Genomic DNA, 12,665 nt, shown 5'->3' on the forward strand with positions numbered 1-12,665 from the left:
CCCATCGTGCCCCCGTTGCCGCTGCCGAAGTTCGTGGAGATGCCGGGCGTCTCGCTGCCGGTGCAGCCACCATTCCCGTTCGAGGGCATGTCGGCGCGCGCGTTTCCGTTGCGGGCCAGTCTGGGATCGCTGCAGCGGTTCGTCGACAGCTACCTCAATCACATCCCGCCAGAACTCGGGCGCTTTCGTGTGCCCGCACCGTTCGTCACCCTGATGTTGCTCGATTACGGCCGCATGGCGATCGAGGTGGGAAACTACGGGTGGTTGGCGCAACGCGAAATCCTGTTCAGCATTCCGCTGGAGTGGTACAAGGTTGTAAACGGGAAGTGGCAGTTCCACGACTGGGCCACGATTGCGCCGTTCATCTACGTGGACGACGAACTGTCCATGACCGTGGGACGCACGGTGTATGGCTGGCCCAAGACCAATGCCGCGCTGGAGCCCACCACCAACGACTGGCTGCGCGATGCCAAGGCGCCGGTGCGCGAAGCGCTGGTTCGCACGTCGGTGTTCTCCGAGTTGTATTCGGGCAAGCGGCTGGAAATGAAACCGTTGTTGGAAGTCCAGCGCGATGCGCCCATGTCGCACTTGCGGTTGCCGTTCGACCCCAATTCACCGTTGGCGCCGTGGACCATTGCCCGCAACCTCGCGGAATCGGTGGTGGGGCTGTCGCGCGATGCGGTGGGCTTGCTCGCAGGACTCGGCGTGATGCCGACACATCCCGGAGCCAGCACCGACAACTATCTCGCCATGGTCAATCGCCTGGCGAAGATGGTGGTCCCGACCCGGCCGAACCTGTGCGCCAACACGATCAACCTGAAGCAATTCCGGCGTGCCGAACGCCCCGATGAATATGCCTATCAGGCGGTAACGAACGCCCCGATGCGACTGACCGCCTATAACGCGGGTGGCATGATGGGCGAGGAACGTCTCCTCGCGGGCGACGCGTCGGGCGGGTACTCCGTCATCATGCATCGCTGGCCGTCACTCCCGATTGTCGAGACGCTGGGCCTTGAAGTGGCGCGCCAGTGGAAGGGGACGGGATGTGACGTCGCGGTGCTCAAACCGGTCGCGCCGTACTGGTTCAACGTGGACATGGAATATTCGCCGGGGACCAACCTGGCCTGGCGATCGCATGAGGGCATCTGGAACGGCCCGGACGGCCGGAAATATCCGCTCACCGTGGGGAGCGACCGCAAGGAAGACAAACTCTTCAACACCACGCTGGGATCGGCCAATCGCACCGTGGCCGGCCCGTTTCATTTCACGAACACCACCATTCGCGTGCTGCCGCTGCTCGCGTGGAAGGACACGCTGCAGGGTTTCCTGAACACCACCTACAACGAAGCCCTGTCGCCGGGAGACTGCGCGAACAACCTGCCCATGTCACTCTGGGCCCCGGACGAGGGCGAGTTTGCGCATGTCTACCTCGTGGCGACCAGCGTGGGTGAGGTGACATCGACATCAGACAATGTCGGCGATTGGGCCAACTACGAGTTGTCCTTCCTCATTCCGATCCGGCGATTCGAAATGAAGGAGGGAAAGCCCGTGTTCGTTGGCGTCGGCGTCGTGTCGGCGTTCACCTTCGTTGACAATGCGACGGCGGCGGCGGCGAACACGGAAGTGCTGGGGATTCCCACCACGAGTGCGGGATTCGTGGTGCCGGAGAACCAGTGGATGTCACTGGACGGGCCATCGAGTGATGTGGTGCAGTCGCTGCTGCAGGTGCGTGCCGAAGTGCTGCCGGCGGTCGGGCTTGGCGAGAAGGCGCAGCAACGCACCATTCTGCGCGTGGAGTCCGGGCGACCGGCCGAGCTGGACGTGGAAGAGGACTGGCGGTCGCTGGCGGATACGTGGGGGAACATCCTCAAGTCCGAACTGCGGCGCAAACGGGCCATCAGCAATTGGCATGTCACGCAAAACACCCAGGAGTCCGAGCAGGACGTGTCGTCAAGCCTGCTCGATGCCGGGCGTCGGCTCGCCCTTGAAGTCCTCGGCAACGGCATGCCGGTGTCGTATTACACGCTCAAGCAGTATCGCGATGTCGCCGAGCCATTCTCTGCCTGCTACCAGTCGCTGGTGCGCGTGCAGCGGACGCTCACGGAAGTGCTGGATCTTCGTGAGATCGAAGAGCCCTTGACCGTCTTCATCCACGATTATCCCACACGCCCGGTGGCGCAGCTGCTTGGATTGGTGGGCCAGCAGATGCCGGGCGATGGCATGGGAATCATTTTCGGCCTGCAGCCGCAGCGCCCGTTCTGGATGTCGGTGACGATGGATGAGTCGCTGGGAGAAAACGTGGAGTATCGCGCGGGCGGTCAGGGCTGGACAGCGTCACGCGCGCTTCCCACGTTCTTCGGCGACACCGAACATGTCCGCGTGCCGGACAGCGCGGTGGACATGCTGGACCAAGGCGATGCGCGGCGCCTCACGCGCGCCGCACGCGAGGGCGGCAGTGCGCAAGTGACGCCCTCGCCGACACTGCACATTTCGGCGGAGTCCGCACTGCTTAGTCTCGACCCGCAGATCATCCTGGAATCACTGCTGTCCCGGGAATGGGGGAACTGGAGCGAGGACGCGCGGTGGCGCGCGGGACGACGGTCGCTTGAGGCCCGATACGCCGAGCGCCTCGCCGGTGTCTCCGAAGGTGGCGTCGCGCGCATGGAGTCACAGTTCTTCAGTGAAATCCTGGCCGAGGTGGGACGCCGCCCGGGTGAGCCGCCGGTGCGGCGAGTGGAGGCGATGGTGACCCAGTTGAAAGCGTTTGGCGAAACCCGCCTGTCCATGGAACACACCTGGGAAAAGCTGGCGTCGCTGGTGGGTCGTTCCGGAGTGCTCGGGGCCCCGTCACCCGGTCCCGTCACGGCCGCCGCCATCGCTGATGCGCGACACGAGTTCCTGGAATTGGTCACGAAGATTGCGAGGACGCCCATCACCGGTATCGCTGACTCCCCGGGGAAGCCGGCCGACTACCGGCCCTCGGCAGACCACAGCCGGCTGAGCGACGCCAATATGCGTTTGTTCGAGCTGCTGCTGGAGGAGTACCGCGCCTTCGAAAACGCGCTGCGCGTGGCGACTGGCGTGCCACCGTGGAAACACGCGGACGCGGCGGCCCCCGAATCAACCAAGGCCGCGCACGGGGCGGAACGTCTGGACCTCGAGGAACTGCTCAAGAGGCTTCAGGCGATGGACGCGAACATTCCCGCAACGGCAGCAAGCGAATCGCCGGATTCGCCTGGCGAGACGGCCGACAAACGCATGCAACGACTTCGCGACGAGACCGTTGCGCGACGTGATACGTTGCGCGAGTTGGTCCGCCTGTCACGGGAACGCTGCGACATGCAGCGCGAAGCGCTCTTCAACGAACTCTCGCGGGCCGCGCAGAAACCCGACCACGTGGTGTGGCGCGGCGCGACGGGCACGGAACGCGATCGCATGTTCCCGCTGGCGCAATCGTGGGATGAATCCTGGTACGTGGGCGCGGAAGCACGGACACCGATGGTGACCAGCGCTCCCGGACCGGATCAGTCGGTGGGATGACCTGTCACTACTTTCGCGGCGAGGTATCGGGGTGAAGATCCGAACAGGTGCGGTGGTGTTGGTACTCGGAGCCGCAGGGTGCGCGCACCGTCCCAGCACGAGTGACTCCGGTGCGGCAACTGCTTCGACGCGCGACGGCGATGTCATTACGGCGCAGGAGTTGTCTGACCCGTCGGTTGGCGCCAGCAACGCGTTGGACGCCGTGCGGCGATTGCGTCCACGATTCCTCGCTTCTCGCGGTCGACAAAGCATCATGATGGCCGACGCCGGCACGGTGCACATTTCCGTCAACGGTGGTCCACTGCTGGTCGTGAATGACTTGAGCCGCATGCGCCCCGGCGAGATTTTCGAGATTCGCTACCTGAACTCCAGCGATGCCGCGCAGCGATTCGGAACGTCCTCCGGCAGCGGACCCGTGCTCCTGGTGAAGACCAAATGAACGCGACTCGTCCGTGTGCCAGGGCTATTGGATTGGCCGCGCTGCTGGTTGCCTGCACGCACCAGTCGGGTGGGCCCGCCGGCGGCACCCGCCCCATCATGACCACCGCGGCCATCACCGAGGCCGATCTGCGGCAACGCCTGTTTCGCGTGACCGATGACTCCACCATGGGTCGCGAAACCGGCAGCAAGGGAGCGTACTCGGTCACCGAATACATCGCCGCCGAGTTCAAGCGCCTGGGACTGGAGCCAGGCGGTGACAACGGTGGGTGGTTTCAGGTGGTCCCGATGTGGCGAGTGGCCGTCGATCCCGCCTCAAGATTATCGGCGGGTGGGACGTCACTCACGGTTTTCCGCGACTTCATGCCCGGCAGCAGCCTCGCTCCCGCACGCGTACTGAACGCCGCTGCGGTGGTATACGGCGGAAGCATCCGCGATACCACGCCGTGGATTCCGGCGGCAAGTGCGGCGGGCAAGGTGGTGCTGATCGATGTACCGCTGGGCACGTCGTTTCGCGCGGCGTCCGCTGTCGGATCGCGCTATCGTGACGCCATCGCCCTGCTGGTATCCGGATTGGAAGACGTTCCCGCCGAGCAAGTGGCGCGGTTGCGCGAGGGTCGACCGGTTCCCGATACGTCGCGCAACGCGCGCGGCGTACCCATAGTATGGGTCAGCCGCAGCGCGGCGCGCACCATCATGGGTGCCGACGTGGCGGCGCTGGCGCCGGGAGCCGCGGGTCTGCCGCTCAGCGGGCGCTTTGACTATCCGCGCACGCCCGTGGCGTACGCGGCGCGTAACGTGGTGGGCATTCTGCGCGGCAACGATGCGCGGCTGCGCTCACAGTATCTCACCCTCACCGCGCACAATGATCACGTGGGCTATGATCACAGTCCCGTGGATCACGACTCGCTGCGCGCCTTCAACACCGTAGTGCGTCCCATGGGCGCCGACTCCCCGGTGCGCTCGGTCACGACGGCCGAGTGGGCGCGCATACGCGCGATGCTGGACAGTCTCCGGCGCGTCAACACCCCGCGACTCGATTCCATTCGCAATGGAGCCGACGACGATGGGTCGGGCACAGCATCCATTTTGGAAATCGCCGAAGCGTTTGCGCTGGGCGGCACGCGACCGAAACGGTCGTTGATCTTTGTCAGTCACACCGGCGAGGAAGCCGGCCTGCTGGGCTCACGCTGGTTTGGTGATCACGCGCCCGTGCCGGTCGATTCCATTGTCGGCGAGATCGACCAGGATATGGTGGGGCGCGGAACGTCCAGCGATTTCCCGCGCAACGGCACCGGGGCCGGGAGCGACACGTACCTAGAGGTGATTGGCGCCAAGCGCATCTCGCGCGAATTCGGCGAGTATCTCGAACGGGCGAACGCGCAACAGCCGATTCCGTTTGCGTTCGACTACACGTTTGATGCGCCGGGACACCCGCTGCAGTACTACTGCCGGGCCGATCATTACAACTACGCGCGGCACGGCATCCCGGCGGTGGCATTCTCGCGAGGCGAGCATCAGGACTACCATCAGGTGACCGACGAGGCGCAGTATATCAGCTACCGGGACCTGCAGCGCGTGTCGAAAATGGTGTTCGACGCCGCGATGCTGATCGGCAACGCCGCGGAGCGACCGAAACGTGATGGTGCGAAGCCGACAGATCCGAATGCGCCGTGCCGACAGTGGGCAGGAACGCGGGCAGGAACGCGGGCGGGCAGGAACGCGGGCACTCCATGATGGGACGCGCATCCGCGGCTTGGCTGCTGGCCGTGCTTCTGACGCCGATACAGGCAACGAGCCAGCCGTCACCAATCACCGCACTGCGTTTCGGCGCCATGGCCGAGCCGTCGGGACGCACCACCCGTAACGTCACCATTCTGGTGCGGGGTGATTCGATCCTGCGTGTGGGCAACGGCACCGGCATCATTCCGAAGGGTGCCACCGTCGTCGACTTGCGACGCTACACGGCCATTCCCGGCCTGATCGACGTGCACACGCACCTGACGTTTGTGCGCGACAAATCGAATCCGCTGGTCAATGGCCCTCGCAGCCGCGATTCCGTCGTGGCAGCAGCGGCCGAGAACGCGCGCCGCACACTGGAGACCGGTGTCACCACGGTGCGCGACCTGGGTGCCGCCAACTATGCGGACATCGCCTTGCGTGATTCCATCAACAAAGGCGTGATGGTGGGCCCCCGCATGTTCGTGGCGGGATATGGTCTGTCCAAGGTGACCACCACGGCGTCGGGAGCCACGTCGCAGGCCGCGCGCGGACGGGTGCGTGACACGCTGGAAATCAAGGAAGCCATCAAGGCACAAGTCGATGCGGGTGCCGACTGGATCAAGATGTATGGCTCGACCGGCACGTATGCGAACGTCACCGGTGTGCAGACGTTCACCGATGTCGAGATGCGCGTGGCCGCGGAGACCGCGCATCACTGGCAGCGACCAATCGCCATTCACTCATATGGCGACTCCGGTGGCCGCGCCGCCCTGCGCGCCGGTGCCGAGTCGGTGGAGCATCCGGCTGGATTCGACGACGCCACCCTGTCCGAGTGGGCGCGCCGTGGCACGATGTACGTGCCCACCATCGATCACAATCGGTTCTACGCCGAGAATGCTCCGCTGTTGGGCTACACGCGCGAACAGGTGGCCGGGCTCGATTCGTTTCGAATGCTCAACCTCGAAACCGCCCGCCGCGCGCACAAGGCCGGCGTACGATTCGCCATGGGATCGGACGCGGTGTGGTGGATGTTCGGCGAGAACACGCGCGAGTTGGGGTGGTTCGTGAAGGCCGGCATGTCGCCGGCGCAGGCGCTGGCTGCCGCCACGACCAATGGTGCCGCCCTGCTCGGACAGTCAAAGAAGCTTGGGCGCATTGCGCCGGGATTTCTTGCCGATATCGTCGCGGTGGAGGGGAATCCACTGCGGGACATCACGGTCGTTCTCGATCAGGTGGTGTGGGTGATGAAAGGCGGCGCGGTCGTCGTCGACAACCGCCGGAGCAGCACGCGAACCGAGCGGCCGTGACGATCGCTTGACCGGTCGTTGTTTCGGAGGGATAATCGAGGACCGCACCACGGGGCCGTAGCGTTTCGTGGTCGGCGTTCTCGCAGGCACCTCCAACGGAATCCGCCGATGCCCACCATGCGTGCCCCGACGTTTCTATTCGCCGCGTTGACTTTGCTGTCGACAGCGCCCCTCGTAGCTCAAGGGATCGGAGGTGTTCCCGCACCGGCCGTCCCGATGATCAATCAATCGGCGGACCCTTTGCTGAGGAGCTTTCGGTTCCGAAATATCGGACCGGCCAGCATGGGTGGCCGCATCCACGACATTGAGGTTTCGGAAAGCAGCCCGTCCACGATCTACCTGGGCTACGCGGTGGGCGGCATCTGGAAGTCCGAGAACAACGGCACCACGTTCGCGCCGGTCTTCGACACGTATGAGGTCGCGTCATTTGGCGATCTGGCCGTCCACCCGAAAGACCCGAACATCGTGTACGCCGGGTCGGGTGAAGCGAACAATCGCCAGTCGTCGTCATTTGGCGGCGGCATGTACAAGACCACCGATGGCGGCAAGACGTGGCAGTTGCAGGGCCTTCGCGAAACGCAGTCCATCGCGCGCGTCGTGATCGACCCCCGGAACCCGGAGACCGTGTATGCGGCGGTGATCGGTCCGCTGTTCGGCGCCAGCCCGGATCGCGGCGTGTACAAGACCACCAATGGCGGTCGCACGTGGAACAAGATCAAGTACATCGACGAGAACACCGGATTCACCGATATCGCGATTGATCGTTCCAATCCCAGTGTGCTGTACGCCGCAAGTTATCAACGGCGGCGCACGCACTGCTGCTTCAACGGCGGCGGTCCGGAGAGTGCAATCTGGAAGACCACCAACGGTGGAAGCTCGTGGACGAAGATGACCGGCAACGGCCTTCCGCCGGGCACGTATGGTCGCATTGCGCTGGATGTGTCGCGCTCGAATCCCGGCGTTGTGTACGCCCAGATCGAAGCCGGTGAGATCGGACGCGAAGTGGATCCCGAATCGGGCCGGGGCGGCGGTGGGGGCGTCGGTGGCGGTGGATTCGACTGGTGCAACAACGCGGGACCCGGTGGTGGCTTCGGTGGTGGCGGTGGCCGAGGAGGCGCGTCCTCCGGGCAGCCGCAGACCGCGCCGGCTCTCAATCCGGCCGCCGGTGGCATCTTCCGCACGGATAACGGTGGTGGTGCCTGGCGACTGGTCAGCAACTGCAACGCACGACCGATGTACTTCAGCCAGTTGCGTATCGATCCGCAGAATCCCAACGCCGTGTATGTCGCCGGGCTCCCCATCGCCAAGTCACTCGATGGCGGACGGACGTTTGCCACGCTCAACGAGGCGGGCGGTCATGGCAATCCGGGACACGTTGATGTCCACGCGATCTGGATTGATCCGAAGAACCCGAATCACATCATGAACGGCAATGATGGTGGTCTCGACATCAGCTACGATCAGGGCCGCTCATGGACGTCCGTCAAGACGATGGTCACGTCCCTGGCCTACGATGTGTCTGCGGATATGCGGCGTCCGTACTACGTCTGCGCGGGATTGCAGGACAACGGCAGTTGGTGTGGCCCCAGCTCGCGTCGCACCAACAACGGCATCCTGAATTCCGACTGGTTCAATGTGGGCGGCGGCGATGGCTTCTTCACCGGTCAGGACCCCAACGACTACAACATCGTCTTCGCAGAATCGCAAAACGGCAACACCAGCCGTCTGGACCTGCGAACCGGCCGTGGCGGCAGCATACGGCCCAGCGCGCCGCCCCCGCCCCCGCCGATGGATGTTCCGTCAGCGGCGGCAGTGCCCGGTGCGGGTGGGGCGGCGGCGGCGGCGGCGGCGGACGAGGCGGCAACCCCAACGTGGTGAACGCCACCCCGGGAGAACAGTACCGGTACAACTGGAACACACCGTACCAACTGTCGTCGCACAATTCCAGCGTGATGTGGCTGGGTGGCAACCGGTTGTTCCGCTCGTATGACCGTGGCGAAACCTGGATTGCCGGCCCCGACGTCACCAAGATATTCGACCGCAGTACCGTCGACATCATGGGTGTGAAAGGCAGCCAGTCCATGCTGTCCAAGAACGACGGACTCACCCAGTACAGCACGATTATCGCGGTGTCGGAATCGCCGATCAAGCCGGGCCTCGTGTGGGTCGGCACGGACGACGGGAGCTTGCAGCTGACCCGCGACAACATGGCGACGTTTACCGATGTATCGAAGAATCTCCCCGGCCTGCCGACGGGGCACTTCCATTGGGTGTCGCGTGTCGTCGCATCGGCGTTCGATTCCGCCACGGCCTATGTCGCCGTGGACGGGCATCGCAGCAACGATCTCAAGCCATACATTTTCGTCACCAAGGACTTCGGTCGCACGTTCACATCAATCACGAAAGGGCTGCCCGCGTACGGGAACGTGCAGGTCGTCACGGAAGATCCGAAGAACCGCAACTTGCTGTACGCCGGGACGGAGTTCGGACTGTATGTGTCGACGGACGCGGGTCAGTCGTGGCAGAAGTTCATGAACAACTTCCCCACGGTGCGGACGGACGACATTCTGGTGCATCCGCGCGATGGCGACCTCATTGTCGCCACCCATGGGCGTGGCGTCTGGATCGCGGACGACATCACCCCGCTGCAACAGCTGACGCCCGCAGTGCTGGCATCTGACGCCACCCTGTTCGATCTCCGCCCCGCGGTGGCGTGGCTCAATGATCGCAAACTCGGCCAGCAGGTTACCGGCCAGCAGGTGTACCGTGGCGAGAATGCGCCGCGCGGTGCCAGCGTCAACTACTACCTGCGGACCGCCGCCACCGGTGACGTGCGCATCACGATCACCGATGTCATGGGACGCGTGGTCCGTACTCTCACCGGCACGAAGGACGCCGGCGTGAATCGCGTATTGTGGAACCTCGCACCGACGCCAACCGCAGACGCGGGAGGTGGTCGTGGCGGCGGCGGCGGCCCAGAGGCGGTTCCGCCAGGCATGTACAAGGTCACCCTGCTGGTGAACGGACTGACGCTGTCCAAGACCATCCAAGTGCTGGAAGACCGTTGGATGGAGGAACGCTAGCGTTCGGAGTCGTTACCAAACTGAGTCCAAGGCGTGCAAACCGAGCTGGTCGGTGTGGGGTATCCTTCGATATGCCTATCCGACCAGCCGGGGCGCTGCGCACAGTAGTCAGTCTGGCGTTGGCGTGTGGAGCGCCGCTTGCTGCGCAATCGAGTGACGGTCCGTCACGCTCGCCGTACGTTATCCTGGTGATGACCGACGGTTTCCGCTGGCAGGAAGTGTTTGCCGGCGCCGACCCGGCCATCACGCGGACCATGAGCGCCCCGGAGGCCGTTGCGCTCGGCCAGTCGTTCGAGCGAGAGACAGCGGTCGAGAGTCGCGCCGCCCTGATGCCATTTGTGTGGGGCACTATCGCGGCACAGGGTCAGATTTTTGGCGATGCGGCGGTGGGCAGCGCCTCGTTGTTGACCAACGGATTCAAGTTCTCCTACCCGGGGTACAACGAGGCGCTCACCGGTCACCCCGATCCGCGCATCAACAGCAATACCCACCCGCCCAACGAGAATCGCACCGTTTTCGAGTGGCTTAACACCCAGCCTACGCTGAGCGGTCGCGTAGCGGCCTTTGCCACATGGAAAGCCTTCGGGCGCATCCTCAACACGGCGCGCAGTCACCTGCCGCTGTTTGACGGACGCGAGCCGCGCGCCAATGGTACCGAGCAGCCGCGGCTCTACCGGCGTATCCTGGCGACGATTCGGGACCATATCCGCGGCAGTGTGCGCGATCGACTCACCCAGCGAGCGGTGCGCGACTATCGCCTGGCATCGACGCCGCGCGTGCTGTTCATCGGGTACGGCGAAACGGATAACTGGGCACACGCCGACCGCTACGACCGGTACCTGCAATCGGCACATCAGGTCGATGCCTATCTCGCGGAGCTGTGGGCCAACGTGCAGGCCAACCCGGCCACGCGTGACAGCACCACGCTGATTGTCACCACCGATCATGGCCGCGGCGCCGGGCTGCGATGGACGGAGCACGGCGCCGACGTCGACGGCGCAGAACGCATCTGGATTGCGGTCATGGGCCCCGGCATTCCCGCTCTCGGCGTGCGTCAGGGTGTGCCGAGCACCGGGTCGCAGGTGGCCGCGACCGTTGCGGCGGCGCTGGGGCTGGATTGGACGGAAGCGGAGCCGAAAGCGGCGGCGGCGTTGCCGGTGTTCAGCGCCCGTCACTGATTGCGAAGGCACGTCTGATATCGCATTAATCAGGATGGGAAAGAATTGGCGGTCACCGGCGAGTCGATGGGCCGGCGCGGTGGTCCTGCTAGGCGTTGCCGCCTGTGAGAGCGACTCGATAACGGCATCGGCCCCTTTCACGCTCGCCAGCCTGACGGCTGACTCGGTATTTGTCGGTCGGACGGTACGCGTGGTGGCGCTCTCGTCGTTCGACAACGCGGTGATCACGGCAGCGCCGCTGGCGTGGAGCAGCACCGATACCAGCGTCGCTCGCGTCACAACGAACGGAACGATCATCGGCGTTGGCGTGGGGCGTGTGACCATTACCGGCACCCTCGATGGTCGCGCGTTGTCCACGAACATCCGGGTAGTACCCCGTCGTGTTGACGGCGGCGCCTTACTTGCTCTTTCCGCTCCCGGAGCCGGAGCCATGTGCGCCCTGCGGACAGACGGTGCGCCGGTCTGCCTGCCTGCCACTTCGCTTGACTCGTCGAGCCTCATGTCCGCGTGGGCCGGCGCTACTGGCCTGCGCCTGGCGACCCTGCACACCGCCGAATCGCACAGCTGCGGACTGTCGGCGACAGGCACCATGTATTGCGCGGGTGTGAACGCGTATGGGCAGCTCGCGAATGGCCACACCAGCACCCAGCGTGTCGCGGCCCCCTTCGAAACAGGCAGCGGGCTTCCCTATCGGTTTGTCAGCGTTGGTGGATCGGAGGCGATCGGATTCACCTGCGCCATTCGTGCGGCCGACTCGGTTGTCGTCTGTGCGGGGCGAAACCTGGGGTACCAGACCGGCCACACACCACTCAGCGACTACGACACCCTCTTTGCACCGGTCACAGGAAGTCTCAAGGCGCTGACCGTCTCCACCGGCCGCAATCACAGCTGCGCCGTAGCGCTCGATCACAGTCTCTCTTGCTGGGGAGCGAATGACCACGCGCTGTTCGGCGTGCCGACGACCACCGTGTCCCAGACTCATGTCCCGCAGCGCATTCCCGGCGGCACCACCTACCGATTCGTGAGTAGCGGGAGTCACACGTGCGCGGTGTCGACCGCCGACGAGTTGTCCTGCTGGGGAAGCAATGCCTCGGGGCAATTGGGTATTGGCAGCCTGGACACGTTGCCGCACTCAACACCGCAGAGAATTGACCTCGGCGCGCCCGTCAATACGGTCACGGCCGGCAATGGTTTCACCTGCGCGCTCACAACGGCGGGCAGACTGCACTGCTGGGGTGCCATCCCCATCAACGCGGATTTCGTCGCGGTGCTTGGGAGCGCACGGTACGCGCCAGTGCGGCTGGCGAACGGGATCGACTTTCAGTCGATCAGCGCCAATGCCCGACAGATATGTGGCGTGACGACGGACGGCAGAGGCATATGCCTGTGACACGATG

General features: G+C 64.6%; 8 protein-coding genes. All 8 read left to right on the plus strand.

What is annotated here, in order from left to right; genetic code table 11:
* The first annotated feature begins 6 nt into the window (after positions 1–6).
* Positions 7–3,540, plus strand: coding sequence for a hypothetical protein (locus tag IPP90_10655; GenBank protein MBL0171173.1), 3,534 nt, complete (start codon positions 7–9; stop codon positions 3,538–3,540).
* Positions 3,541–3,571: 31 nt separating this feature from the next.
* Positions 3,572–3,979, plus strand: a complete 408-nt coding sequence (locus tag IPP90_10660) for a hypothetical protein (protein MBL0171174.1) — start codon at positions 3,572–3,574, stop codon at positions 3,977–3,979.
* The gene (locus tag IPP90_10665) at positions 3,976–5,715 is read left to right on the plus strand and encodes a M28 family peptidase (protein ID MBL0171175.1); all 1,740 of its coding nucleotides are present in this window, start codon (positions 3,976–3,978) and stop codon (positions 5,713–5,715) included. The genes IPP90_10660 and IPP90_10665 overlap by 4 nt, the downstream gene beginning before the upstream one ends.
* Positions 5,712–7,007, plus strand: coding sequence for an amidohydrolase family protein (locus IPP90_10670; protein ID MBL0171176.1), 1,296 nt, complete (start codon positions 5,712–5,714; stop codon positions 7,005–7,007). The genes IPP90_10665 and IPP90_10670 overlap by 4 nt, the downstream gene beginning before the upstream one ends.
* A 282-nt stretch (positions 7,008–7,289) precedes the next feature.
* Positions 7,290–8,885, plus strand: a complete 1,596-nt coding sequence (locus tag IPP90_10675; protein MBL0171177.1) for a hypothetical protein — start codon at positions 7,290–7,292, stop codon at positions 8,883–8,885.
* Positions 8,879–10,090: a hypothetical protein gene (locus tag IPP90_10680; protein MBL0171178.1), complete on the plus strand. Its 1,212-nt coding sequence runs from the start codon at positions 8,879–8,881 to the stop codon at positions 10,088–10,090. Before IPP90_10675 ends, IPP90_10680 begins: the two co-directional genes overlap by 7 nt.
* A gap of 71 nt (positions 10,091–10,161) precedes the next feature.
* Positions 10,162–11,268 carry an alkaline phosphatase family protein gene (locus IPP90_10685; GenBank protein MBL0171179.1) on the plus strand — a complete coding sequence of 369 codons (1,107 nt, stop codon included), beginning with the start codon at positions 10,162–10,164 and terminating at the stop codon, positions 11,266–11,268.
* 34 nt (positions 11,269–11,302) lie between these two features.
* Positions 11,303–12,658 carry an Ig-like domain-containing protein gene (locus tag IPP90_10690; protein ID MBL0171180.1) on the plus strand — a complete coding sequence of 452 codons (1,356 nt, stop codon included), beginning with the start codon at positions 11,303–11,305 and terminating at the stop codon, positions 12,656–12,658.
* The last annotated feature ends 7 nt before the right edge of the window (positions 12,659–12,665 follow it).

Source organism: Gemmatimonadaceae bacterium (assembly GCA_016720905.1).
In the GTDB taxonomy this organism is placed as follows: domain Bacteria; phylum Gemmatimonadota; class Gemmatimonadetes; order Gemmatimonadales; family Gemmatimonadaceae; genus Gemmatimonas.